This is a genomic window from Microbacterium sp. CCNWLW41, from assembly GCF_037083505.1.
Map to the genome: position 1 here is coordinate 97184 of NZ_JBAOJP010000004.1, position 24545 is coordinate 121728.

At 72.6% G+C, this 24545-nt stretch carries 26 protein-coding genes; 17 read left to right on the forward strand and 9 right to left on the reverse strand.

What is annotated here, in order from left to right; all coding sequences use genetic code 11:
• Positions 1-31: 31 nt before the first annotated feature.
• Positions 32-919, reverse strand: coding sequence for an alpha/beta fold hydrolase (locus V6R91_RS15625; RefSeq protein ID WP_336396021.1), 888 nt, complete (start codon positions 917-919; stop codon positions 32-34).
• Positions 916-1557 (reverse strand): TetR/AcrR family transcriptional regulator, encoded by a 642-nt coding sequence (locus V6R91_RS15630; RefSeq protein WP_336396022.1) that lies wholly within the window; start codon positions 1555-1557, stop codon positions 916-918. The genes V6R91_RS15625 and V6R91_RS15630 overlap by 4 nt, the downstream gene beginning before the upstream one ends.
• Positions 1558-1698: 141 nt before the next feature.
• Between V6R91_RS15630 and V6R91_RS15635 the strand changes: the two genes are divergently transcribed.
• From V6R91_RS15635 to V6R91_RS15650, 4 genes are all read left to right on the forward strand, one after another.
• Positions 1699-3402, forward strand: coding sequence for an endonuclease/exonuclease/phosphatase family protein (locus V6R91_RS15635; protein WP_336396023.1), 1704 nt, complete (start codon positions 1699-1701; stop codon positions 3400-3402).
• 76 nt (positions 3403-3478) lie between these two features.
• Positions 3479-4684, forward strand: a complete 1206-nt coding sequence (locus V6R91_RS15640; protein WP_336396024.1) for a sensor histidine kinase — start codon at positions 3479-3481, stop codon at positions 4682-4684.
• The gene (locus V6R91_RS15645) at positions 4681-5307 is read left to right on the forward strand and encodes a response regulator transcription factor (protein ID WP_336396025.1); all 627 of its coding nucleotides are present in this window, start codon (positions 4681-4683) and stop codon (positions 5305-5307) included. Before V6R91_RS15640 ends, V6R91_RS15645 begins: the two co-directional genes overlap by 4 nt.
• Positions 5308-5459: 152 nt before the next feature.
• A complete protein-coding gene (locus V6R91_RS15650) occupies positions 5460-6206 on the forward strand; it encodes a DUF4822 domain-containing protein (protein ID WP_336396026.1) in 747 nt (248 codons plus the stop codon).
• A gap of 140 nt (positions 6207-6346) precedes the next feature.
• Here V6R91_RS15650 and V6R91_RS15655 read toward each other — a convergent pair whose 3' ends face one another.
• Positions 6347-6568 (reverse strand): hypothetical protein, encoded by a 222-nt coding sequence (locus V6R91_RS15655; protein WP_336396027.1) that lies wholly within the window; start codon positions 6566-6568, stop codon positions 6347-6349.
• A 233-nt stretch (positions 6569-6801) separates the two neighbouring features.
• Between V6R91_RS15655 and V6R91_RS15660 the strand changes: the two genes are divergently transcribed.
• A complete protein-coding gene (locus V6R91_RS15660; protein ID WP_067243461.1) occupies positions 6802-7311 on the forward strand; it encodes a flavin reductase family protein in 510 nt (169 codons plus the stop codon).
• Positions 7312-7369: 58 nt separating this feature from the next.
• Positions 7370-7774, forward strand: a complete 405-nt coding sequence (locus V6R91_RS15665; protein ID WP_336396028.1) for a hypothetical protein — start codon at positions 7370-7372, stop codon at positions 7772-7774.
• A gap of 31 nt (positions 7775-7805) precedes the next feature.
• On the opposite strand, the gene V6R91_RS15670 is transcribed toward V6R91_RS15665, so the two are convergent.
• The 3 genes from V6R91_RS15670 to V6R91_RS15680 are packed head-to-tail and all read right to left on the reverse strand — an operon-like array spanning position 7806 to position 13569.
• A complete protein-coding gene (locus V6R91_RS15670) occupies positions 7806-11204 on the reverse strand; it encodes an error-prone DNA polymerase (RefSeq protein WP_336396029.1) in 3399 nt (1132 codons plus the stop codon).
• Positions 11204-12751, reverse strand: a complete 1548-nt coding sequence (locus V6R91_RS15675; protein WP_336396030.1) for a DNA polymerase Y family protein — start codon at positions 12749-12751, stop codon at positions 11204-11206. The genes V6R91_RS15670 and V6R91_RS15675 overlap by 1 nt, the downstream gene beginning before the upstream one ends.
• Positions 12748-13569 carry a hypothetical protein gene (locus V6R91_RS15680; RefSeq protein ID WP_336396031.1) on the reverse strand — a complete coding sequence of 274 codons (822 nt, stop codon included), beginning with the start codon at positions 13567-13569 and terminating at the stop codon, positions 12748-12750. Before V6R91_RS15680 ends, V6R91_RS15675 begins: the two co-directional genes overlap by 4 nt.
• A 124-nt stretch (positions 13570-13693) precedes the next feature.
• On the opposite strand from V6R91_RS15680, the gene V6R91_RS15685 reads away from it, so the two are divergent.
• Both V6R91_RS15685 and V6R91_RS15690 read left to right on the forward strand, forming a co-directional pair.
• Positions 13694-13984, forward strand: a complete 291-nt coding sequence (locus V6R91_RS15685; RefSeq protein ID WP_336396032.1) for a DUF1905 domain-containing protein — start codon at positions 13694-13696, stop codon at positions 13982-13984.
• A gap of 48 nt (positions 13985-14032) precedes the next feature.
• Positions 14033-14680: a UdgX family uracil-DNA binding protein gene (locus V6R91_RS15690; RefSeq protein WP_336396033.1), complete on the forward strand. Its 648-nt coding sequence runs from the start codon at positions 14033-14035 to the stop codon at positions 14678-14680.
• Positions 14681-14693: 13 nt separating this feature from the next.
• Here the strand turns inward: V6R91_RS15690 and V6R91_RS15695 are convergent, their stop codons facing one another.
• A complete protein-coding gene (locus V6R91_RS15695) occupies positions 14694-15581 on the reverse strand; it encodes a DUF72 domain-containing protein (RefSeq protein ID WP_442928132.1) in 888 nt (295 codons plus the stop codon).
• A gap of 136 nt (positions 15582-15717) precedes the next feature.
• Between V6R91_RS15695 and V6R91_RS15700 the strand changes: the two genes are divergently transcribed.
• The 6 genes from V6R91_RS15700 to V6R91_RS15725 all read left to right on the forward strand — a co-directional run bounded on the left by V6R91_RS15700 (position 15718) and on the right by V6R91_RS15725 (position 20207).
• Positions 15718-16185, forward strand: a complete 468-nt coding sequence (locus tag V6R91_RS15700) for an A24 family peptidase (protein ID WP_336396035.1) — start codon at positions 15718-15720, stop codon at positions 16183-16185.
• Positions 16186-16330: 145 nt separating this feature from the next.
• The gene (locus tag V6R91_RS15705) at positions 16331-16546 is read left to right on the forward strand and encodes a response regulator (RefSeq protein WP_067243469.1); all 216 of its coding nucleotides are present in this window, start codon (positions 16331-16333) and stop codon (positions 16544-16546) included.
• Positions 16539-17153 (forward strand): CYTH domain-containing protein, encoded by a 615-nt coding sequence (locus V6R91_RS15710; RefSeq protein ID WP_336396036.1) that lies wholly within the window; start codon positions 16539-16541, stop codon positions 17151-17153. Before V6R91_RS15705 ends, V6R91_RS15710 begins: the two co-directional genes overlap by 8 nt.
• A 55-nt stretch (positions 17154-17208) precedes the next feature.
• A complete protein-coding gene (locus tag V6R91_RS15715) occupies positions 17209-18372 on the forward strand; it encodes a type III polyketide synthase (RefSeq protein ID WP_336396037.1) in 1164 nt (387 codons plus the stop codon).
• On the forward strand, positions 18362-19084 hold the full coding sequence (locus tag V6R91_RS15720; RefSeq protein ID WP_336396038.1) for a methyltransferase domain-containing protein: 723 nt from the start codon (positions 18362-18364) through the stop codon (positions 19082-19084). Before V6R91_RS15715 ends, V6R91_RS15720 begins: the two co-directional genes overlap by 11 nt.
• A complete protein-coding gene (locus tag V6R91_RS15725; protein ID WP_336396039.1) occupies positions 19074-20207 on the forward strand; it encodes an FAD-dependent oxidoreductase in 1134 nt (377 codons plus the stop codon). Before V6R91_RS15720 ends, V6R91_RS15725 begins: the two co-directional genes overlap by 11 nt.
• A 111-nt stretch (positions 20208-20318) precedes the next feature.
• On the opposite strand, the gene lpdA is transcribed toward V6R91_RS15725, so the two are convergent.
• The gene (gene lpdA / locus V6R91_RS15730; RefSeq protein ID WP_067243473.1) at positions 20319-21716 is read right to left on the reverse strand and encodes a dihydrolipoyl dehydrogenase; all 1398 of its coding nucleotides are present in this window, start codon (positions 21714-21716) and stop codon (positions 20319-20321) included.
• 92 nt (positions 21717-21808) lie between these two features.
• Between lpdA and V6R91_RS15735 the strand changes: the two genes are divergently transcribed.
• The 3 genes from V6R91_RS15735 (at position 21809) to V6R91_RS15745 (ending at position 23625) form a co-directional block, all read left to right on the forward strand.
• Entirely contained in the window at positions 21809-22291 is a 483-nt protein-coding gene (locus tag V6R91_RS15735) for an FHA domain-containing protein (RefSeq protein ID WP_336396040.1), read from the forward strand.
• Positions 22291-22977: a transcriptional regulator FtsR gene (gene ftsR, locus V6R91_RS15740; protein WP_336396041.1), complete on the forward strand. Its 687-nt coding sequence runs from the start codon at positions 22291-22293 to the stop codon at positions 22975-22977. The genes V6R91_RS15735 and ftsR overlap by 1 nt, the downstream gene beginning before the upstream one ends.
• A 102-nt stretch (positions 22978-23079) precedes the next feature.
• A complete protein-coding gene (locus V6R91_RS15745) occupies positions 23080-23625 on the forward strand; it encodes a MerR family transcriptional regulator (RefSeq protein WP_067243478.1) in 546 nt (181 codons plus the stop codon).
• Between the two features lie 78 nt (positions 23626-23703).
• On the opposite strand, the gene V6R91_RS15750 is transcribed toward V6R91_RS15745, so the two are convergent.
• The gene (locus V6R91_RS15750) at positions 23704-24513 is read right to left on the reverse strand and encodes a ParA family protein (protein WP_067243479.1); all 810 of its coding nucleotides are present in this window, start codon (positions 24511-24513) and stop codon (positions 23704-23706) included.
• Positions 24514-24545 lie beyond the last annotated feature (32 nt).

Below are 24545 nucleotides of genomic sequence, written 5' to 3' on the forward strand. Positions count from 1 at the left end.
GTGCGGCCGCGCCCTGCGTGACCCCGTGTGGTCAGGGACGGTCGACCTCGTCGAGGAAGACGCGCATCTCCGCGAGGAAGGCGTCGTGCGCCTCGAGCTGGGCCCAGTGGCCGCAGCCGGGCGGGATGACGGCCCGGGCGTGCGGCATCCGCGCGGCCGCACGGAGCGAGTCCTGCGGGTCGACGAGCGGGTCCTCCGCACCGTGGAAGAACAGCGTGGGCAGGGTCAGCTCGTGGATGCGCCCGCTCAGGTCGTTCGTCATCCGATCGCGTCCGATCGAGGCCTGGTTGTACCGGGTGTAGCCCAGGGCTCCGCGCGGGTGGCGTGCCAGCCGGACGAACTCGTCCACCACCTCGGGCGGGAGCACGTCCGGCTCAGTGACCATCGCCCGCACCGCGGATCGCGCGAAGAGGTTCGCCAGGCGGCCGAGCGGGAGCAGGATCGCGTCGGGCAGTCGACTGGCCCACCAGGCGAACGCGTGGGCGACGCGCCCACGGAACCGGGAGGTGAGACCGCCCGGGGCGATCGCAACGACGGCGCGCAGGTCCGCGGAGTGGTCGAGCCCGAGAGTCAGCACGACGTCACCGCCCATGGACACCCCGACCACGACAGGCGGACGACGGCACGTCGCCGCGACGACCTCGGCGACGACCTCGGCGAGCGACGACGCGCCGCCGACGGGGGTGCGGTCGATGCTGCCGCCGAAGCCGGGGAGGTCGACGGCCCAGACCTCGCGATCCGCCGCGAGGGGCGCCATCGCGCGGTACCAGGAGACGGATGCGGCGTCGCTGCCGCCTCCGTGGACGAGCACGACGGGGGTCCGCGCTCCGGGGTCCCCCGCGTGCAGCAGGCGCAGCGTTCCCGCGCGGGTGTCCACGGTGCGGACGTCGGCGCCCGGCGGCACGAGCCCGGCGGTCATGCGCCCAGCTCCGCCGCCAGGCCGTCGACGAAACGGGCCAGACACCGCGTTCCGGGCGTGGTGTCGGCAGCGTCGGTGTCCACGGCGCGGTGCAACAGCTCCGCCATTCCGTGCACGAGGCGGGCCGGGTCCGGATGCGGAGCGGACAGAGCCACTCCCATGTTCCACACGGCGAGCGTGGCGGCGAGCGTCTCCGGATCGACGTCGCCCGCGATCATCCGCTCCTCCTGCAGGGCCCGGATGAAGTCCGCGCCGAGCACGGCGCGGCGGCGGAACCGTTCCGGGTCGCCCTCGCCGACGAGGCGCGCGAGCAGGCCCGGCTCGTCGCGATAGGCGTGGAGGACCACGGCGTTGTCGTGCATGGCGGTGACGGCATGCAGGAAGATCCGGGACAGCAGGCCTCCGCGGGGATCGGCCTCGGCGAGATGCGCGGTCCGGTGCGCCGTGCGGACGATCTCTCTGCGAAGCAGTGCGACGAGCAGAGCGTTCTTATCGTTGAAACGGAGGTACAGGACCCCCTTGGCCGTCCCCGCGCGCTTGGCCACGGCGTCCATCCGGACCCCGGCGAACCCGCGCTCCGCGACGAGGTCCGCCGCGGCGTCCAGGATGACCGACGTCTCGACTCCGGGTCTCGCCACGGCGCCTCCTTAATGACCAAAATGATGACTCTGGTCATTAACGTTAGCAGCGGATCCGTTCCGAGGGGCGTTCACCTCCGCGCCACGGGAGCGTCATCGGGGCCGCCTAGGGTCCGGTCGACTCCTCCGAAAGGACCTGGAATGCCCCCCACTCCCGCCCGGCGACGCGGTCTCGCCGTCCTCGGCGCCGTGCTCGCCGGACTCCTCGTCGCGCCGGCGGCCCATGCGGTCGATGCGAGCCTCTCGATCGAGCCCTCGACGGTGGCCGCCGACGGCTCGGTCACCATCGCCTTCGACGCCGGGACACAGGTGCACGAGCGCAACTGGATCGGCATCTACCGCGACGGGGCGACGCCGGGCGGTCCCGCCTCCCTCGACTGGCGGTACGTGCCCGAGGCTCGCGGCCAGGTCGTGTGGAGCCCCGCGGACCGCACCGGATGGACCCACAACGCCGCCTCGATCGGCGCAGGCGAGTACGACGTGTACCTGCTCGAGGACGACGGCTACGAGGTGCTCGCCGGCCCGGTCGACCTGACGGTCGAGGGCGCGGCCCCCGTGGATCCGGCCGACCCGAAGCCGGAGGCCGACGGGGTCAGCGAGCTGAACGTCCTCTCCTTCAACGTCTGGCACGGGGGAACGCAGATCCCGGAGGGCGCGCGAGCGATCGCAGACATCATCGCGGAGACCGACGCGGACGTGACCTTCCTGCCGGAACAGGGCGACGCCCCCGCGCAGGTCGCCGCCCTCCTCGGCTATCAGCACCTCGTCGCCACCGACACCGGGATCGTGTCGCGCTACCCGATCGTGTCCACGGACACGGTCGACGGATGGTGGTCCAAGGCCGTCCTCGACGTCAACGGCACCGACGTCGTCGCCTACGGCGGGCATCTCGAGTACCGCTGGTACACGACGTATCTGCCGCGCGGATACGGCGGGGAGATCCGCGGCGACTGGCCGGCGGGCTGGGGCACCTGGGACCGGCTCGACGCGCCCGTCACCGACGTCGACGCGATCCTGGCCGCGAACGCGCAGTCCGGTCGTCCGGCGACGGCGGCCGCGCTCGTGGCCGACATCGCCACGGAGCGCGCCGCCGGCCGCATCGCCGTCGTGGGCGGGGACTTCAACGAGCCGTCGGCTCAGGACTGGACGGCCGCGACCGCGGGGCTCCAGGACCACAACGGCGTCGTGATCCCATGGCAGACCACCCGGACCCTCCTCGACGGCGGACTGGTCGACGCCTTCCGCGAGGTCCACCCGGATCCGGTCGCGAACCCCGGGACGACGTGGCCCTCGGACAACGAGAGGTTCCCGACCTCCTCGCTGACCTGGGCTCCCGAGGCCGACGAGCGCGACCGCATCGACTACGTGTTCGCGACGCCTGACGCGCGCCTCTCGATCGACGACGCCCGCGTCGTCGGCCCGCAGTCCACGATCGTGCGCAACGAGCGCGTCGTCGACGACAGCGCCGACGACATCCTCACTCTGGCGGCGGTCTGGCCTTCCGACCACAAGGCCGTCCTCGCGTCCTTCCGTGTCTGTGACGGCGGCTGCGCACCGGCGGCGCCGGAGTGGGACCGATCCGCGGTGTACACCGCCGGGGACGAGGTCTCCTTCGACGGGGCGACCTGGCGCGCGACCTGGTGGACCCGTGACCAGGTCCCCGGCGACCCGAACGGGCCCTGGCAGGAGATCGACGTGCAGGACGGCTTCGCGCGCTGGACTCCCTCGCGGATCTTCCAGAGCGGTGAGACGGCCGTGCACGAGGGACAGGTGTACGTCGCCGCGTGGTGGACCCGCAACCAGGTTCCGGGCCAGGCCTGGGGGCCCTGGCGCCCGCACGGCTGACGACCGGCGGTCCGGGCCGGGGTCCGGGCCGCCGCCTCCCGTCGTCCGGGCTCCGGCGCCGGATACTGGAGGGGACATGAGCACCGACTCCCTCCGCGTTCCGGCGCGACGCCTTCCGATCCCCGACCATGCCGTCGACATCGGCTTCGCCGTCCTGCTGCTCGTGTGCGGGTGGCGATACTTCACCCGCCACCCGCTGGACGGCCTGGGCGTCGTGGTGCTCGTGCTCGCCGTGGGCGTCGGCCTGGCCTACGCGCTCGCGGTGATCGATCGGCCTCCGGGCAGGGGGCGAGATTCGGCGAACGGAGCAGATCCGGTCGGCTCGCGCCAGGGGATCGGCCTGCTCGTCGCGACGGCGTTCTGGCTCCCGCTCGTGGTGCTCGCGCCGTCCTTCGGCTGGTGCGGCTTCGCGCTGTTCTTCGCCGTGCACCGCGTCATCCGGGGGCGTCTGGCGTTCGCGCTGTCCGCGGCGATCGTCGTGGCCGTGAGCGTCGGGCTGTTCCTCATGTCCCGCGGGGACGACTGGGGGCTGGTGCTCGGTCCTTTCGTCGGCGGGCTCGTCCTCGCCTCCGCGTTCGCGGCGCTGGACCGGGCGCATGACGCGCAGCAACGGCTCATCGACGATCTCATCGACACCCGGGAGCAGCTCTCGCGCTCGGAGCGGGACGCGGGCGCGGCAGCGGAGCGCGGTCGCGTCGCCAGCGAGCTGCATGACACGGTCGTGCAGCGCACCGCGAGCGCGCTCCTGCTCCTGGAATCCGCCGAGCTGCGCCCCGGCGGCTCGGCGCCCGCGGTCCGGGAGGCGCGCGAGGCACTCCGGGAGGCGCTGGTCGAGACCCGCCAGCTCCTGCACGGTTTGGCGGACCCGCGGGAGGGCGCGGCGTCCCTGAGCGCCCTGCTGCGGGCCCAGGCGCAGGCGGAGGGGGCGACATTCGCGGTGGTCGGACGGGAACGGGCCGTTCCGGAGACGGTCGCCCATGCGCTGCAGCGCGTCGTGCAGGAGGCGCTGCTCAACGCCCGTAAGCACGCGCAGGCGGCGACGACGCGGGTCACGCTGACCTATTTCGACCGCGAGGTGGGCGTCGACGTCGTGGACGACGGGATCGGCCTGGAGGCGACGAGGAGCGACGAGCCGACCGGGGGATTCGGGATCCGTGCGATGACCTGGCGGATCGAGATCCTCGGCGGCGAGCTCACCGTCGAGTCCGAGCCGGGCCAGGGCACGGTGGTCGCCGCGATCGTTCCCGACGCGTCGTCGAGTGCGGCGGAGGCGACGCCGTGATCCGGATCCTGCTGCTGGACGATCACCCGGTGCTCCGCCACGGCGTGCGAGCCGTGCTCGACACGCAGTCCGACCTCGAGGTCGTGGCCGAGGCCGGATCCGCGGCGGAGGCCGAGGCCGCGGCGGCCGGCCACGATCTCGACGTCGCGCTGGTCGACCTCGATCTCGGCGCCGGGCGGCCGGACGGCATCGAGGCGACCCGCACCATCCGGCGGGCGAGCCCCCGCACGGAGGTGCTCGTCTTCACCGCCTACGACTCCGATGCCGACATCGTGCGGGCCCTCGACGCCGGGGCGGCCGGATACCTGGTGAAGGACAGCAGACCCGCGGAGATCTTTCAGGCGATCCGCTCCGCCGCCTCCGGGGGCACACCGCTGACCGGACCGATCGGGGCTCGGCTGATGCGACGCGTCGAGCGTCCGGACGAGACGCTCACCCCGCGCGAGCTCGACGTGCTCACACGGGCGGCGGCGGGGCTCTCCAACCGCGACCTCGCTCGCGAGCTCCATGTCAGCGAGGCGACGGTGAAGACCCATCTGCACCACGCCTTCACCAAGCTCGGCGCCGACAACCGTCAGGCCGCGATCGCCTCGGCCGTCAAGCGGGGCATCATCCGGCTCTGAGCGGGACGGCTCCGAGCGGGATGCCCAGGTTCCTGACAGGCGGGTTCAACCGATCGGTTGATGTCCGGCCTCCTTCGCGTTCCTAGCGTGGAACGTGTCCGCTCCGGCGACCCGAGCCGGGGCGGACGCCCCACATCAGGAACGAGGAGAAGATGAACATTCGCACCGCCCCGCGCCGGGGAACCAGGATCGTCGCGACGACGCTGGCCGCCGCCGCCCTCTGCCTCGCCCCGGCCGCCGGGGCCTTCGCCGCCGCGCCGGTCGCGCCGGTCTCCGCGGTCACGGCGACGACGCAGAGTCCGTCGGACGTGCTCGCCTCGACGCCGTGGGAGACCACGGGGGCGGTGGATCAGGACGGGAACGCGGTGGCGTTGTCGGATGAGGCCGTGGCGAACTTCGTCGGTTGGGCGTACTACAAGACGGACGGCACGTTCACGATGTACAACCTCGACGATTCGCCGAAGATGCAGGGCGACTGGTCGGTGTCGGCGGACGGGTCCGAGCGGACGCTGGTCGCGAAGGACGCGGACGGGAAGGTGCTGTTCGAGCGTGTGGTGCCGATCGTGACGCTGACGGCGGCGGGGTTCACGTATCGGGTGACCCCGGATGCGGCGAACCCGGGGGTGTACTACGACATCGTGCACACCCCGACCGACCACCCCGAGCCCGGCGCGACCGCTCCCGGCGACGGCGACGCGGCCGCGACGGATGACAGCGCTCCCGCACCCGGCACGGAGGTCGCCGACCCCGAGGGCGGCGCCGTGGAGGACGGGGAACAGCTCGCCGTGACGGGAGAGGCGGTACCCGTCGTCGCCGTCGCCGCCGGGGCCGTGGCGCTGCTCGGCGGAGGCGCGGTGCTTCTGACCCGTTTCGTGCGCCGGGGACGCGCCACGAGCTGACCTCGCGCGAGAGGCCCTGCGGACGCACGACGCCCGCGGGGCCTCTGCGTGTCAGCCGACGGGCTTGCCCCAGACCGCCGCATCTGTGGCTCTGCGGGCCTCCGGCTTCGGCGATCGTGAGGCCGGCCGGCGGTCAGTGGTCAGCGGTCAGCGTTCCGCGGATGCGCGCGGGCCGTGCGTTCGTTGCCGCGCCGGTAGTTCCCCGTGATCCTCGCCATGAGCAGCTGAGGATCGCCGTCGGCGACGTCCGCCAGGAAGTCCTCCGCGCGCCGTCCGCGGAGCACGGCCGCAGGCTTCCCGTGGTGGGTGATCACCACGTCGGCGCCGCGCCTGTCGAAGGAGAACCCGTTCGCCGTGCCCATGGGACGACGCTACCGCGACCGTTGCGGAGACGCGATGTGGGCGACGCCGTTCCTGAGGTCGCCGTTCGCGAGGTCGGCGCGTCCTCGGCGTAAGCCGAAGACACACGACTCGCTCCGGTGGGGCGTTTCGGGAAGGATTCGACGGGAGGATCGGTTGATCCCCGTGGGATGAGCGGCCGGGGTGGCGGCGCCGGAAGGACGGCGCCGGCTGCGGTCGCGGAGGAGTGAGCAGGATGACAGGACCCGGCACGGATCTCACCGAGGACTTCAAGGCGGTGTTCCGGCACCTCGCCTCCGGCGTGTCTCTCGTCTCCGCCACCACCGCGGAGGGGCCGGTCGGCCTCACCCTTTCCAGCGTCGCCTCGGTGAGCGCGGACCCGGCCGTCCTCGTCTTCTCCGTCACCAAGGCGACCGGGAGCGCGGGCGGGATCCTCGCGGCTCCCAGCATGGTGGTCCACTTCCTGCGCGTGGGCCAGGAGGGGATCGCCGATGCGTTCGCCCGCACGGGACAACCGCGTTTCACGCCGGAGCAGGGCTGGCAGACTCTTCCGACCGGGGAGCCGTATCTTCCGGACACCCGCGGCGCGCTGCGCTGCACGATCCGGCAGACCGTGTCGGTCGGGCCGTCCGCTCTCGTGCTCGCGGACGTGCACGAGGTCCTTCCCGGCGGCGAGGGCGAGCCGCTGCTGTACCACGACCGTCACTACGATCGGCTCGCCCCGGCGCACATCGACGCCTCCTGATCTCGTCCCGAGGCGGACGGGGCTTGTCCGGACGCCCGGAGTGGGCGAGGGTGGATCCATGATGGTGACCGTCTCCCTTCCGCTTGCTCTCGGCCTCCCGGTCGGACGCGTCGTGGCGTTCGAGGCGGAGGGGGCGGGCGGCCCGCGGATCCTGCGTGACGTCGTGACCGGGATCCGCTACGTGCTCCCCGCCGGGGTGCTCCCTGACGCCGATACCGTGCCCGGCCAGGCCCGTGTCGACAGCTGTACGGTGATCGTCGGGGAGGTCGGGATCGCCGGGGAGACGGGCGTGCGGACCGAGCTGGTCCTGGATCCGGTGCCGGTCCCGGACGCCTCGCGCCGGACGGGAACAGCGGCGGCGTTGTCCGGCGCCGAGCAGGCGGCGGCGTCGGCGACCGGTGAGGCCGTCTGGTGGGGCGGCGGGGAGAGGACTCCCAAGGAGGAACCCGAGCGGTTCTGGTGACCCCCGACGCGGGCCATCGGTCGGAGGGGCGTCATTGGAAGTCCCGTGACCGATGGACCACGCCGACACGGAGATCCTCGAAGGCGTCCGCGAGCACGTTGATCACTCCCTCCGGGGAACGCTCCAGGATTCCTCGGACGATGAGGGCCGGGGACTCCCGGGCGATGCGTCGGTACCGCGTCCACACGCCCTGGGAGCAGATGACGTTGACGAGTCCGTGCTCGTCCTCGAGGTTCAGGAAGGTCATCCCGCCCGCGGTCGCCGGTCGCTGACGGTGGGTGACCAGCCCCGCCACCTCGATGCGACGGCCCGTCTCGTGGGTGCGGAGCCGGTCGGAGGAGAGCACACCGCGTTCGTCGAGCCCGACCCGGAAATGCGCCATCGGATGATCGTCCGTGGACACCCCGGTCGCCCAGAGGTCGGCGGCCAGGATCTCATGGCTGGTCTGATCCGGGAACAGGGGCGGCTGCACCGCCACGGAGCTGCCGGGAAGATAGCGCGCCCGGTCCTGGGCGGCGGAGCCGGCCATCCAGATCGCCTCGCGCCGGGTCAGCCCCAGCCCCTCGACGGCGCCCGCCGTGGCCAGCGCCTCCACCTGGGCCGCCGTCACGTCCGTCCGGCGCACCAGATCGTTCAGGTCCCGGAACGGGCCGTGCGCGTCGCGGTCGGCGACGATGCGCTCGGCGGTCTTGGCGCCGATCCCGGTGATGCCCGACAGGCCGAGCCTCACCGCGAACGCGCCGTCGCGGCGGTGGGCGGCGCTGTCGTCGGGGAGGGAGCGGTCGAAGGTCTGCGCGGGAGCCGGCTGCCTCCGGTGCGTGCACTCCTCACGGCCGGTCGGCCCGAGGGGCGCGCGAGCCTCGTCCTCCCGCGGTTCCAGCGTCTCCGTCGCCGCGGAGCGGTGCAGATCCGGGCGGCGGACCTCGACGCCGTGCCGCCGGGCGTCCGCGGTGAGGGTGGACGCGGAGTAGAAGCCCATCGGCTGCGAGCGGAGCAGCCCCGCCAGGAACGCCGCGGGGTAGTGCAGCTTGATCCAGGAGCTGGCGTAGACGAGCAGCGCGAAGGACAGCGAGTGCGACTCCGCGAACCCGAAGTTCGAGAAGGCCTGGATCTGGGCGTAGATGCGATCCGCGCTCTGCGGGTCCAGCCCATGCGCGCGCATCCCCTCGTACAGGCTCTCGCGGATGCTGTCGATCCGCTCCAGCCCCCGCTTGGATCCCATCGCCCGGCGCAGGGTGTCCGCCTCGTCCGCCGTGCAGTTGCCCAGTGTGGTCGCCATCTGGATGAGCTGCTCCTGGAAGACGGGGATGCCCAGGGTGCGTTCCAGCACGGGCTTCAGCAGCGGGTGCGGGTAGGTGACCGGATCCTGCCCCAGCTTGCGGCGGACGAAGGGGTGCACGGCGCCGCCCTGGATGGGACCGGGGCGGATGAGGGCGATCTGGATCGCGAGGTCGTAGAACGTCCGGGGCTGCAGTCGCGGCAGCAACCCCATCTGCGCACGGGACTCCACCTGGAAGACCCCGATCGTGTCGGCGCGGCACAGCATGTCGTAGACGGCCGCCTCCTCCTTGGGGAGGGTCTCCAGGGACCACCTCTCCCCGGTGGCGTCGGCGATCAGATCGAAGCAGTGCTGCAGGGCGGCGAGCATGCCGAGGCCCAGCAGGTCGAACTTGACCAGCCCCATCCACGCCGCGTCGTCCTTGTCCCACTGGATGACGGTGCGGTTCTCCATGCGGGCGTGCTCGACCGGGACGACCTCGCCCACGGGCCGCTGGGTGAGCACCATGCCTCCGGAGTGGATGCCCAGATGACGGGGGGCCTTGAGCAGCTCGGCGGCGTAGTCCACCACGGCCTCGGGGATGTCGTGGTCGTCGACGGGGGAGAGCTCCAGACCCCAGCGCTCCACCTGACGAGACCAGGCGTCCTGCTGCCCGGGGGAGTAGCCCAGGGCCCGTGCCATGTCGCGCACGGCGTTCTTGGGGCGGTACTGGATGACGTTCGCCACCTGCGCGGCGCTCTCGCGGCCGTACTCGTCGTACACCCACTGGATGATCTCCTCCCGGCGGCGGGCGTCGAAGTCCACGTCGATGTCCGGCTCCTCCGTGCGCGTCGTGGCGAGGAAGCGCTCGAAGGGGAGTCCGTAGCCGATGGGGTCCACCGCGGTGATGCCGAGGAGGTAGCAGACCGCGCTCGCCGCCGCGGACCCGCGTCCCTGGCAGAGGATGCCGCGTCTCTTGGCCTCCGTCACGATGCCGTGCACGATGAGGAAGTAGCCCGGGAAGTCCTTCTCCTCGATGACGTCGAGCTCGCGCTCGATCCGCCGGCGGCCGGCGTCCGTCAGGTCCGGATACTTGTGCGGCACGGCCTTCCAGACGAGCTCTCGCAGATGGCTCATGGGCGTGTGGCCCGCCGGCACCCTCATCGTGGGCAGGGCGGGCTTCGCGCGGCGCAGCGGGAAGGCGCACTCTTCGGCGATCTCCAGACCCCGCGCGATCGCCCCCGGGTAGCGGGCGAAGCGTGCGGTCATCTCCGCCCCGGAGCGCAGGTGCGCCGATCCGTGGGAGGGAAGCCACCCCTCCAGGTCCCGCATGCTGCGCGTGGCGCGCACCGCGGCGACCGCCTCCGCCAGCCGGGCGCGGTCGGGCACGGCGTAGTGGACGTTGTTCGTGGCCACGGTGGCGAGCCCGTGCTCGACCGCGAGCGTCGTCAGGGCGTCGTTGCGGCGCGTGTCCTGCGGATCGCCGTGGTCGATGAGCTCGATCACCACGCGATCGCTCCCGAACAGGTCGACGAGCCGGCGCAGCCCGCGTCGGGCGCCGTCGACCCCCTCCTGCTCCCATCCGCGTCGGACGGCGCCCTTGCGGCATCCGGTGAGCACCGTCCAGTGACCGCCCGAGGAGGCGACGAGGTCCTCCCATTCGTACCGGGGTCGGCCCTTCTGGCCGCCGCGGAGCTGCGCCCGGGTGATCGCCGCGGAGAGCCGGTGGTATCCCTCTTCCCCGCGGGCGAGGACCAGCAGATGCTCGCCGACCGGATCCGGTTCGCCGTTCTGGGGCGACGGCAGCCCCAGGGACAGCTCCGCGCCGAAGACCGTCTGCACGCTCGTGAGCTCCGCCGCCTCGGCGAACCGAGCCGCACCGTAGAAGCCGTCGTGGTCCGTGATCGCGAGGGCGGTGAGGCCCAGTCGTTCCGCCTCGGCGATGAGCTCGGCGGGGGACGACGCGCCGTCGAGGAACGAGAAGGAGGAGTGCGCGTGCAGCTCGGCGTAGGGCACCGCGTCGGTCGGGCGGACGATGTCGCCCAGGGAGACGGCGCCGCGCTTGTGCGTGCGGATCGGGGCGTCCGCGACGAGGGTGTCGCGCAGGGCGGGCTTGCCGCTGAGCGTCCGCTCCAGCTCGCTCCACGACATCTCCGGGTTGTGCCAGCCCATCAGTGGTACCTCCCCTCGGCCCACCAGCCGTCGTCCGTGTGCAGCACGAGCCACGCGCGCTCGTGCTCGTCCACCAGCTGGAACCGCTCGCCGCGGACGCCGTCGGGCTGCCCTCGTCGGTCGCGGACCGGCCAGGGGCCCGCCCAGGACCGCACGGCGTCCGCCTCGATCCGCGCGGGCGCCGCGCTCAGGTTCCCGCGTTCGTCGACCCGGATCGCCGCTCCCGTCGTGTCCGCGACCGTGATCGGGCGGGGAGGGACGAACACCTCGGCGGGGAGGGGGTCGGGCAGGGATCCGGGCCATGGCTGGTCCGGATCCCGTGCGAGCACCACCCGTTCGCCCCAGGGGGTGAGCTGCTGGCGGTCGGCGAGGCGTCGCCCGCCCGCCACCGCGGCGGTCAGCACTCCGTCGTGACCGAGGAGCGTCTGCACGCGGGACACCGCATGGTGCAACCGCTCGTCGGTCCCGGAGCCGAAGAGCCCTGGCTGATGGTGCGCGGCGTCGTCGACGGCGATCGGGGTGATCCGGACACGGGCGATCCCGCGGAAGAGGCGGGTGTCCTCGGCGGTTGCGGGCGGGGCGTCGCCGGTGAGCGCCTCCAGCTGCCAGCGCACGCGGTCCACGAGGTCGGGCGCTTCGAAGCAGGTGGGGTGCAGCCAGGTGCGGGAGTGGACGCCGTCGTCGTCATCGGTCAGATCGATCCGCACCTCCGTGCACACGAGCGAGGCCTCGGCCAGGGCGAGGATCACCTCGTCGGCGGTGCGACGGACCGCGAAGGCGATCTGATCGGACTGGGTCAGCGGCGTCTCGAACTCGGTCTCCGCGGCGAGCTCGGGATCCGGGGCGCGGGAGACGACCGGACGGGAGTCGGCTCCGCGGGCCAGCGCGTGCAGCCGTGCGCCGTGCTCGCCGAACCGATCGCGCACGTCGAGGGGGCCGAGGGCCGCGAAGTCGCCGAGCGTGCGCACTCCGAGTCGTCCCAGCAGCATCACCAGATCGGGGTCGGCGAGGACGCGGGCGGAGAGGGGCGCGAGGAAGGCGGCGGAGGCCCCCGGCGGGACGAGGAGGTGCCCGGGAGGGGACGGCGCCCGGCGCGCAGCGTGCTCCGCGGTGAACGGCCCGTCGGCGATGCCGATCCGCACCTCGGCGAACCCCTTCGTCGCCAGGGCCGCGGAGAGCGCGCCCGCCGCGGCCTCCTCTCCGCCGTGGTAGCGGGCGACCCCCCGGGAGCGCAGCACCGCGATGCCGGGGCGCAGCATCTGGACGCCGGGGGCCTGCTCCTCGATCGCCCGCAGCACGGGGAGGAAGGCGCGTTCGTCCCGCTCCGGATCTGCGGGGATCAGCCGCAGGGCGGGGTCGAGCCCCTGGGCCTCCCTGCGCCGCTGCCCCGCGCGCACCCCCTGCGCCCGGGCCGGGGCGGTGCAGGCGAGCACGGCACCGGCGCGAAGGATCGCGGCGGACGGATGCGGAGGGGCGCCCAGAGCGGCGCGCAGCGGCCAGTCGGGGAACCACAGCACGAGCACGCGGGCGGGGGAGGCGGCGTTCATCCGGCCTCCGCCCAGTGCTCCGGAGCGAGGGGGACGTCGTGTGCGGACCCGGCCGGCACGGGGGCCTCGGCCGCGGGACGGCCCCGGTGCGGCGGGCGGGGCATCGGCACCGGCGTGGGGAGGGTCCCGTGCGCGGGGAGGGTCTCGACGGTCTCGATGGTGCCGTGCGCGCCCGGAAGCCGCACGCGGACGCTCTGCGGCACGGGGGAGCGGCGGGTCTGCGCGGTGATCGTGACCTCGCAGTCCTCCAGCAGGCCCCACCCCTCGCCGAGGCCGTGCCATCGGGGATCCTGGACCCGGATGCTGCCCTCGCTCTGCGGCCAGGGCGTCGAGGACACGACGAGGAGGGTGCACCCGCGATCGCGCAGGCGGGCCGTGAGCCGGGAGATCTCGGCCTCACGCACCCGCGAGGCCGGGCGGACCGCGATGAGGGGGACGACCTCGGAGAGGGCGGAGGCGACGGTGAGCCAGCGGGGGCCCGGGTCGGGGACGAGGAGCAGCCGGTCGAGGTCCACGCCGTGCCGGGCCAGAGCCTCCACGCCCAGCGTGGGCATGCCGACGGCCGCGCACCAGGAGCCGCGGCCGGAGGCGGTCGAGAGCAGGGCGGCGACGAGGCCGGGGGAGGAGGACAGGGCGTACGTCGTTCCCACCTGGAGCCCGCCCTCCGGCAGCAGGGGCTGCAGGGCGGAGGGGACGGGGATCAGGGGGAGGTCGCTGCGGCGGCGCTGCATCCGGGTGATCTCGCGCTGCAGGCGCAGGATCTCTCCGGCACGGGAGTCCATGGCCGGTCCGATCGCGGTGCGCAGTGCGTTCCCCATGCATCCATCCTCGAAAATCTCTTCGAATATTTCAACCCGTGAAGGAGACCGTAACTCGTACATCGGACATCGGCCCGTGCGCCGCGGAACCGGCCCTGTCCGAGGCCGTGGCTACTCTGAGCGGATGCGGATCGAGTTCGAGAGCGATGTCCTGCGGTGGAGCGCACGAGTGGATTCGTGGTACTTCGCGACCGTCCCGGAGGAGCTGTCCGCAGACATCCGCGAGCTCCCCGCGCCGTCGCGCGGCTTCGGCTCGCTCCGGGTGCACGCACGGATCGGCGCGACGAGCTGGCGGACCTCCGTCTTCTTCTCGGGCGGCTCCTATTCCCTGCCGATCAAGCGTGCGGTCCGCGACGCGGAGGGCGTGGCGGAGGGGGATACGGTCCTGGTCGACCTGGAGATCCTGGATCTCTGACGCGTCGAGGGCGTTGACCGCGTGTCCTCCCGGGAGTAGACAACCGGGATGCGGCAGGCGGACAGGGACGGGAACGGCGGCGCCCGGCGGTGGGTGCCCGGGGGCGGCGGCATCGATGAGCTGCGGCGGGAGGCGCCGGGCTGTCGCGGCTGCGAGCTGTGGCGGGAGGCGACGCAGGTCGTCTTCTCGCGCGGCTCGGCCCGTGCGCGGCTGATGCTGGTGGGAGAACAGCCGGGAGACCGGGAGGATCTCGCCGGCGAGCCCTTCGTCGGACCCGCCGGCCGGGTCCTGGACGACGCGATCGAGGAGGCCGGGATCGACCCGCGGTCTCTCTACCTCACGAACGCGGTCAAGCACTTCCGGTTCGAGCGCCGCGGCAAGCGCCGGATCCACGAGAAGCCCGCCGTCGGGCACATCACGGCCTGCCGCCCCTGGCTGGAGGCGGAGATCGCCGCCGTCCGGCCATCGGCGATCCTCGCGCTCGGCGCCACCGGGGCCAGGGCGGTGCTGGGACGCAGCGTCCGCATCGGAGAGGTCCGCGGCCAGGTCCTGGAAGCTGCGGACGACCCGGCGATCCCCGTGGTGGTGACGGTGCACCCGGCGAGCCTCCTGCGCCGCAGGGACGCCGAGGAGCGTCGGGCGGCCTTCCGCTCCTTCGTGGCCGACCTGCGCAGGGCGGACGAGCTCGCGGAGTGACCTCCGCCGCCGGTCACCGGCCCGTGTCGGCAGGCCCCGGTCGATCGCCCACGAGCCGGGCCAGAGCGAGCGCGTCGTGCGGTGCGTGGCCCCGCGCGTCGTTGTCGAAGTAGACGAAGACTTCGCGTCCGCCTTCGCCCGCGCCTCCGGCCCACCCTTGCGTGAGGTCGGCCCACTCCCGAAGCTCGGCATCCCGATACCCGCTGTGGTAGAGCTCACGGGCGCCGTGCAGTCGCACGTAGCCGAAGTCGGCCGTGAGGGCGTCGAAGCGCGGCCAGCGCCCCGCGGTGTCGGCGAGGGCGAAGGCGACGCCATGGCGGCGCAGCAGATCGGCGCAGCGCGGGTCGTGGAAGCTGGGCGAGCGCGGTTCGAGCGCGTGGCGCAGCGGTGCGTCGGGGACCGGGCCCAGCCAGGTCCGCCCGTCGAGGCGGGCGTCGTGCCGCCGGGCGAGGGCGACGGCCTCGTGCGTGCTGCGCGGCAGCGCGCGCAGGAACGCATCGAGGATCTCGGGGTCGAAGACCTGCCGTTGCGGAAGCTGCCAGAGGAACGGGCCGAGCCGTTCCCCCAGTGCCAGCGGTCCGGAGGCGAAGAAGTTGGCCAGAGCCGTGTCGGCGTCCCGGAGGCGCAGCATGTGGGTGATGTAGCGCGACCCCTTGACGGCGAAGAGGAAGCCCTCCGGCACGCTGTCGCGCCACCGCAGATAGCTGTCGGGGCGCTGCAGCGAGTAGAACGACCCGTTCAGCTCGACGGTGGAGAAGCGCTCGCCGATGTAGGCCAGCTCCCGGCGCTGAGGCATCCCCGCAGGATAGAAGTCGCCCCGCCACCGCGGATACCGCCAGCCGGAGACGCCGACGCGGATGCGCCCGGCCGTATGCGGTCCGCCCCGTCCGGTGTCCGTCATTCCGCCCCTTCCTCCCGGCGACGCTAGGGGCTCCGCATCCCAGCGAGCAGTGGATTGACCTTCCCGCACCGGGGCGCTAGCGGGAGTTCTCCACAGGGCCGCCGCGTCGCCGCGGCGGTTCTCCTAGCCTGCACGGATGGACTCCCACGCCCTGATCGTCGTCCTCGTGCACCTTGCGCTGCTCGGCGTCGCCGCGCGCCTGCTCGTCGTGGACATCCAGGAGCATCGGCTGCCCGATCGCCTCGTGCTGCCGACGTTGGTCGGCGCGCTCGCGGCAGTGATCCTCGAGGCGGCACTGACGCCCGGTGCGCGGGCGGAGCGGGCCGCGGCCGGGATGCTCCTGCTGGGCGGGTTCTACGGGGCGCTGCGGATACTGAGCCGCGAGGGCATGGGCGGGGGCGATGTGAAGCTCGGCGCCGTCATCGGGCTGGTCCTCGGCTGGCACGGCTGGGACGCGCTGGTCGTCGGCGGCGCCGCGGCCTTCGTGCTCGGGGCCGGGCATGCGCTGGCCCTGGTGGCGAGCGGCCGGGCCGACCGCTCCACCCACATCGCCTTCGGCCCCTGGATGATCCTCGGCGCCGTCCTGGGCATCGGCGTCGGATGAGGCGCAGCCCGTTCCGCGGTGAACGTCGGTCGTGAGGGGGACTTCGACCTACGGCGCTCGCCCAGTGCGGTCGCCGGCGAGCCGAAACGCGCGGATCCGTCCAGAGGAGGTCATACATGTCGAGGAGGAGGGCTATGGTGAGCAGATGGCACTCGCACGACTCCACGGCGGCCCGCTCGACGGGCAGATCCTCCCGCTCGACGACGTCGAGCGGGATGCGTTGATCGTCCCCTACAGCGAGACGCAGATCATCTACCGGCGCGGTTCCGAGCCGACCCACACCGGCCAGGGCGACGGCCCCACCGAGGTCGGCTTCTGGTACACCGAGTCCGAGGGCGACATCTCGCCCGGCGATGACTGAGCCGCAGCGCACGGTCGAGGTCGAGCGGACCTACGACGTCGACGCGGACACGCCCCTGCCGGACTGGTCCGGGGTGCCCGGTGTCCTCGAGGTGGGCGCCGGTGAGCGCCGGGCCCTGGACGCGCGCTACCTGGACACGGCCGACGCCGCCCTCGCGCGGGCCGGAGTCGCCGTGCGCCGCCGGACCGGCGGCCCCGACGAGGGATGGCACGTCAAGGGTCCCCGCGACGGCGACGCGCGGATCGAGCTCGGCTGGCCGCTCGGCGAGAACGAGGAGCCGCCGTCCGCGGTCCGCGAGGCGCTGACCCGGTGGACGTCCGAGCCCCTTCTGCCCTTCGCCCGGATCGAGAACAGCCGGACTGCCTATCAGCTCCGTGGCACGGAGGGCGTGGTGGCCGAGTTCGTCGACGATCGCGTCCGCGCGACGGACGTCCGCGGCGGCGTCGAGCGCTCCTGGCGTGAGTGGGAGGTCGAGCTGGGACCGGCCGGCCCGACGGACCCGGCCGCGCGCACGGCCTTCTTCGCCGCCGTCGAGCGCGCCGTGCATGCGGCGGGCGGACGAGCGGCGTCCTCGGATTCGAAGCTCGCACGCGCGTTGGGCCACTGAGCCCGGTTCCGCAACCCCCCTGTCGCGGCCCTCGCGGGCGTGCTTGAGTGTCCCCATGAGCCGCCCCGCCGTGCTGCGTTCCCTGCGGACGATCGTGCCGCACACGATCCTGAAGCAAGAGGAGGTCCGGGACGTCTTCGCCGCCCAACCCGACGTGAGCCGACTCGCGAAGCGAATCGTGACGGCGTCGTTCGACGGGTCCGGGATCGAGACCCGGCACACCGTGCTCGACGAGCTGTCGACGGAGAGCGGAGAGCCGACGCCGCTCTTCTACGACCGGGCGTCGGGCGCGCTCCTGTCGCCGGGGACGATGGTTCGCAACGACATCTACGCGCGCGAGGCGCGCGTGCTCTTCGTCGGGGCCGCGCAGGCCGCGCTGGATGCGGACCCGGACATCGAGGCGGCGGACGTGACGCACGTGGTCACCGTGTCCTGCACCGGGTTCCACGCGCCCGGCCCGGACTACGAGATCGTCAGGGCCCTGGGACTGGGGGATCACGTCCAGCGCTATCACCTCGGGTTCATGGGCTGTTATGCATCCATTCCGGCGCTGCGCGCGGCGGCCCAGTTCTGTGCGGCGGATCCGGAGGCGGTCGTGCTCGTGGTCAGCGTCGAGCTGTGCACCCTGCACCTGCGCTCCTCGTCGGATCCCGACACGATCGTCGCCTCGTCGCTGTTCGCCGACGGTGCGGCGGCGGGCATCGTGACCGCGCGTCCCTCGGAGGCCGGTCTGGCGGGGTTCCGGGTGGACGGGTTCCACACCGCCCTGGTCCCGGAGGGCAAGAAGGACATGGCCTGGACGATCGGGGACACCGGGTTCGAGATGGTCCTCTCCACCGCCGTCCCGCAGCTCATCGGCGAGAACATCGAAGCGGCGCTGCGCCCGCTGTGGGAGAGGGACGCGGCGGTGACCGAGGCCGCGGAACGAGACGGGCTTGGAGCAGCGGTCACGCACTGGGCGATCCATCCGGGCGGGCGCAGCATCCTGGACCGGGTGCAGGAGCGGATGCGTCTGAGCGACCGCCAGCTCGGCCCCGCGAGGGAGACCCTCCGGCGCTACGGGAACATGTCCAGCGCGACCGTGCTGTTCGTCCTCCGTCGCATCCTGGAGGAGGAGGACGCGCGAGACGGAGAGCGGACGATGGCGATGGCCTTCGGACCGGGGTTGACGGCCGAGAGCGCCCTGTTCACGGTGGTCGCCGGCACGCATGGGGCCTGACCTGTCCCGGCGTGCGATCGACGTGCGGGAGCGGATGGACGACCCGCACGCCGATCCGCGGGCTTTGGAGCGCACGTACGCACTGTTCCCGCTCGTGAACGCCGTCGTGTCCGGGTGGCGGGGGCTCCATCGCCGCGAGATCCGGCCCCGCGCACGACGGGGGCCGGTCCGCATCCTCGACGTCGGGTCCGGCGGCGGCGACCGGTGCCGCGCGATCGCGGCGCGCTTGCGTCGGGAGGGACTCGAGGCCGTCGTCACGGCTCTCGACCCGGACGACCGGGCCACGGCCTGGGCGTCCGCGCACGACGACGGCGCCGGCGTGCAGTACCGCTGCGGCACGACCCGCGATCTCGTGCGGGAGGGGGACGCCTACGACGTGGTGCTGTCGAATCACCTCCTGCACCACCTCTCGACCGACGAGGTGCAGGGCCTCCTGAACGACTCCCGACACCTGATCCGCGGCGGAGGCGTGGCGCTCCACCACGACATCGCCCGCAGTCGGCCCGCGTACGCGCTGTTCGCCGCCGCGACGCGTCCTCTGGAGGGCGGCGTCCTGTCGGGATCGTTCATCCGGGAGGACGGGCTTCTGAGCATCCGACGCTCCTACACGGCGGCCGAGCTGCGGGCGGTGGCCCCTCCCGGGTGGCACGTGCGGCGACGCCTCCCCGCCCGCCTGGAGCTGCGCACGGAGGCGGGACCCCGTGACCCATGACGTGATCGTCGTCGGGGCCGGGCCGGTGGGGCTTCTCCTGGCCCGGCTGCTCGCGCGCGACGGGGCGGACGTGCTCGTGTGCGAGCGCAGGCGCGGACCCGACGCCCGTTCCCGCGCGATCGGGATCCATCCTCCCGGCCTCGCCGCGTTGGACGCGGCGGGGTGCGGAGACGCCGTGCGGGCCGAGGCGCTCGCGTTGGACCGGGGCGAGGTGCACTCGCGCGGGCGGGTGCTCGCCGCGGTGTCGTTCGGCGGGCACCGGTCAGTGCTGACCCTGGCCCAGGAGCGCACCGACGCGGTGCTGCGCGATGGTCTGGCGTCGAGCGGCGTCGGGCTGCGCGAGGGATGCGAAGTGACCGCGGTGGCGGACACCGGCGCCGACGTCCGCGTGCGGCTGACCGATGCGGCGGGGGAGCGAGAGGAGTCCGCGGCGTTCCTGGTGGCCGCGGACGGGGTCCGCAGCGCCATCAGGGACGCGATGGGGACGAGGTGGCGACCACGGCGGGGCCGGGCCTGGTACGCGATGGTGGACGTGGCGGATCCGGCGCCGGACCGCGTGGCGCGGCTGCACTGCGAACCCGGAGGGCTCGTCGAGTCCTTCCCGCTTCCGGGCGGCCGTCGCCGCTGGGTCCTCCGGAGCCGCGGGGGTCGGCCGGGGCCCACGGCCGCGTCGTTCCGGGACGAGGTCGCGCGCCGCCTCGGTGCGGCCCCGGCGATCCCGGAGGACGCCCGCCCCGCGGTGTTCCTGGCGGCTCAGCATCGCGCCGATCCGCTGTGGTCCGGTCGGATCGTCCTCCTGGGCGACGCCGCGCACGAGACGAGCCCGATCGGAGGGCAGGGGATGAACCTGGGCTGGGCCGACGCTCGCGCGCTCGCCCCCGTGCTTCTCGCCGCGCGGAGGCGCGGAACGGGGGACGCACGCCCGGCCGAGGGGCTCCGGGAGTACGCCCGGGCCCGGCAGCGGGCTGCGGTCCGGGCGCAGCGCCGCGCCGCGTTCTACATGGCCATGGGACGCCCGGTCTCCGGGCTCGCCGTTCCCGCGCGGGAGACTCTTCTCCGGGTGCTCGGCTCGCCGCCGCTGCGTGAGCGGACGGCGGACCTCGTCACCATGCGCGGCGCCTGACCGATCCCTCGCTCGACGCGAAACCCCCTTCCACCGACGAGACCCCCTCTCCGCCGCGCGTCCCAGAGGGGGTTTCGGCGGGGAGAGGGGGTCTCGAGTACCCGGCAGAGCTCAGAGGTTGATCATGTGACCGGCGAGGCCGTGGAACGCCTCCTGCAGCGCCTCGGACAGCGTCGGGTGCGTGTGCACGTTGCGGGCCGCCTCGAGCGCGGTCAGGTCCCACTTCTGGGCCAGGGTCAGCTCGGGCAGGAGCTCGGAGACGTCCGGCCCGATGAGGTGGCCGCCGATGAGCTCGAGGTGCTCGGCGTCGGCGATCAGCTTGACGAAGCCCACCGGCTCGCCGAGGCCGTTGGCCTTGCCGTTCGCGCTGAACGGGAACTTCGCGACCTTGATCTCGCGGCCTTCGGCCTTCGCCTGCTCCTCGGTGAGGCCGAAGCTGGCGACCTGGGGCTGGCAGAAGGTGGCGCGGGGCATCATGCGGTAGTCGCCGAGCGTCATGGTCTCGGCCTTGCCGATGGTCTCGGCGGCGACGACGGCCTGGGCCTCGGCCACGTGGGCCAGCTGCAGCTTCGCGGTCACGTCGCCGATGGCGTAGATGCCCTCGACGTTGGTGCGCATGTGGTCGTCGATGTCGATCGCCCCGCGCTCCGTCAGCTTCACGCCGGTGTTCTCCAGGCCGTAGCCCTCCACCCGCGGCGCGAACCCGACGGACATGAGCACCTTGCCGGCGGTGATCTCGCCGGGCTGGCCGTCGCGCGTCTCGTAGGTGACGTGCACCGAGGAGCCGTTGTCGGTGACGGTCTTCACCGCGGTCGAGGTGAGGATCTCGATGCCCAGCTTCTTGTACTGCTTCTGGATCTCCTTGGAGACCTCGGCGTCCTCGTTGGGGAGGGCGCGGTCGAGGAACTCGATGATCGTGACCTTCACGCCGTAGTTCGCCAGCACGTAGCCGAACTCCATGCCGATGGCGCCGGCGCCGACGATGACGATCGACTCGGGCAGGTCGCGCGTGAGGATCTGCTCCTCGAAGGTGACGACGTTGTCGCTGAGCTGCACGCCGGGCAGCAGACGGACCGTCGAGCCGGTCGCGATGATGACGTTGTCGAACGTGACCTCTTCGGTCGTGCCGTCCGCCTTGGCGACCGAGATCGCCTTCGGGCCGGTGAAGGTGCCGCGTCCTTCGTACTCGGTGACCTTGTTCTTCTTCATCAGGAAGTGGATGCCCTTGACGTGCGTCTCCGCCACCTTCCGGCTGCGGTCGAACGCGGCGCCGAAGTCGAAGTGCACATCGCCGGAGATGCCGAAGAACTCGGCCTTGTGCGTGAAGGTGTGCGCGATCTCCGCGTTCTTCAGGAGCGACTTCGAGGGGATGCAGCCGACGTTGAGGCAGACACCGCCCCAGTACTTCTCCTCGATGATGGCGGTGGACAGTCCGAGCTGAGCGCTGCGGACGGCGGCGACGTAGCCGCCAGGGCCCGCGCCGAGGATGACGACATCGTAATGTGGCATGGCTCCAGCCTATCGCGGTGTCCCTCGCGCGGATCCGCCTCCCGCAGCGCCCTTCGCATCCGATAGTCTGGGGAGCCAGAGGGAGGACGATCGTGTCACAGAACGAGAACCCGGACGGCGCATCCGCCATCCGACGCGGTGCCGACGGACAGAACGACACCACGCAGACGTTCGGGCACGATTCCGATCTCTCCTTCGTGCCCTTCGCCGCCGAGCTGACCGAGGTCGAGCAGTCCGCGATCGCCGCGCTCCCTTCGGGGTCGGCGCTGCTGCTGGTCCGCTCGGGAGCCCTCGCCGGCGCCCGCTACCTCCTCGACACCGACGTGACGACGATCGGCCGTCACCCCGAGGCGGACATCTTCTTCGACGACGTCACGGTCTCGCGCCGTCACGCGGAGGTCATCCGCACGGGCACGGCGTTCGAGATCGTCGACCAGCGCTCCCTCAACGGGACCTACGTCAACGGGGAACGGGTCGATCGCAGCCCGCTCGGGAACGGCTTCGAGCTGCGCGTCGGCAAGTTCCGTCTGAACTTCTTCCTCTCGCCCGTCGACGTCGCGGTGGCGAACGACTGATGGCGTCGTCGTCCGCCCGTGAGCGCTCCGCGCCCACGGGCCTGCTGAGCATTGGTCAGGTGCTCGCACGGCTCGCCCCCGAGTTCCCCAAGCTGACCGCCAGCAAGCTGCGCTACCTCGAGAGCGAGGGCATCGTGTCCCCGGCCCGCACGGAGTCGGGGTACCGGAAGTTCTCGCCGTCGGATCTGGAGCGGCTGCGGCTGGCGCTCACGCTGCAGCGCGACCGCTACCTGCCGCTGGACGTCATCCGTGAGCACCTCGATGCGATGGACGCGGGCGGCGTGGCCTCCGGCGCCGAGCTGCCGGTCTCGATCGTGGCGAGTCCGCGCCGCTATCGCCGTGAGGAGCTCCTCGCGGCGACCGGCGCGTCGACGCAGCTCCTCAATGACGCCATCTCCGGCGGCATGATCGCGCCGGCCGACACGTTCCCCGAGAACGCAGTGGCGCTGCTGCGAGCGCTCGTCGCCCTGGACCGCCACGGAATCGAGCCGCGTCATCTCCGGCCTCTCCGTCAGAGCGCGGAACGCGACGTCGCTCTCGTGCAGTCCGCGCTGACGACGCTGCTGCGCCGCACGGACGCCGCCTCGCGCGGAAAAGCGGGGGAGATCGCCCCCGAGCTGGCGGCCAGACTCGACGACGTCCGCACGATCCTCGTCACGGACGCGCTGGCGCGGTTGCTGTCGTAACGAACTGGTTGCGACACACCTTCGCGCTGCGCCGGATGTCATTGTCCGGGGTCGGGCACTGCTCTAGCGTGGAGGTATCGACTTCTTGAGGAGGGGATGGGCATGAGCGCCGACGAGCGTCGTGACGATCCGTCATTCGGGGACGAGCTCCTCTTCACCGACGGTCTTCCCGCCATGGACGACGAGGTGGGCTACCGCGGTGCCGTCGCCGCGCGGGCGGCGGGGATCACCTACCGCCAGCTGGACTACTGGGCGCGCACGGAGCTCGTCGTCCCCACCGTCCGCAGCGCGAGCGGGTCCGGCTCGCAGCGCCTGTACGGCTTCCGGGACATCCTGGTGCTCAAGCTCGTGAAGAGCCTGCTGGACACCGGGATCTCGCTGCAGCAGATCCGCACGGCGGTGGAGCAGCTGCGCGCCGCGGGCATCCGCAACCTCTCCGGCACCACGCTCATGAGCGACGGTGCCTCGGTGTATCTCTGCACCTCGAACGACGAGGTGATCGACCTCGTCAGCCGCGGGCAGGGCGTCTTCGGCATCGCCGTCGGCAAGGTGCTGCGCGAGGTCGAGTCCACACTCGTGGCCTTCGATCCGGCGGTTCCCGATGCGGTCGACGAGCTCGCCGCGCGCCGCGCGCGCCGTACGGCCTGACCTCGGTCCTACTCCCGACGAGAAGAGCCGGTCCCGCGGGACCGGCTCTTTCTGTGTTCCTGGCGGCGTTCGCGCCGGTCAGGGGCGCGTCGTCTCGGGCACGGGGATCCGGCCCGTACGGATGATGCGGTCCAGCAGCGTGTCGAAGTCCGCGGCGAGCTCCTGCGCCGAGTCGCCGGGCCAGATGTGCAGCGGCTTGGCCGCGCCCTGCGCCTGCTGCAGCGATGTGCGTTCGGGAAGCTGGGGGCTGAGCACGAGGGGGCCGAACATGTCGCGCAGCTCCTTGATGCGGAACTGGTGCTCGATGGACTGCGGACGCACGCGGTTCACGACGATGCCCAGCGGCTGCAGCCGGGGGGAGAGCCCTCGCCGGATCTCCTCGATCGCGCGCAGGGCGCGGTCCGCGGCGGCCACCGAGAACAGACCCGGCTCGGTGACGACCATGACCCGGTCGCTCGCGGCCCAGGCGGTGCGGGTCAGCGCGTTCAGCGACGGGGCGCAGTCGATGAGCACGAGGTCGTAGTCGGCCTCGACGGACGCGAGGGCCTCCTCGAGCTTCCACACGTCTCGCACGCTCGGGTGCGGACCGTCGTAGTTGATCGCCGAGGGGCTCCCGATGAGGACGTCGATGGTCCCCGGGTGCACCTTCGCCCATCCGCTGGACGTGATCGCCTGGCGGACGACCTTCTCCTTGGGGTTGGCCAGGACGTCGGCGATGTTGAGCCGGCCGGCGACCTGGATGTCCATCCCGGTGGACACGTCGGACTGCGGGTCGAGGTCGACGACGAGGGTGCGGATGCCGCGGGCGAAGGCCGCCGAGGCGAGTCCGAGGGTCACCGTCGTCTTGCCGACGCCTCCCTTGAGAGAGCTGACGCTGAGTACGTGCACGGAGACCACGTTACCGTCCCCTAGGCTGGGGA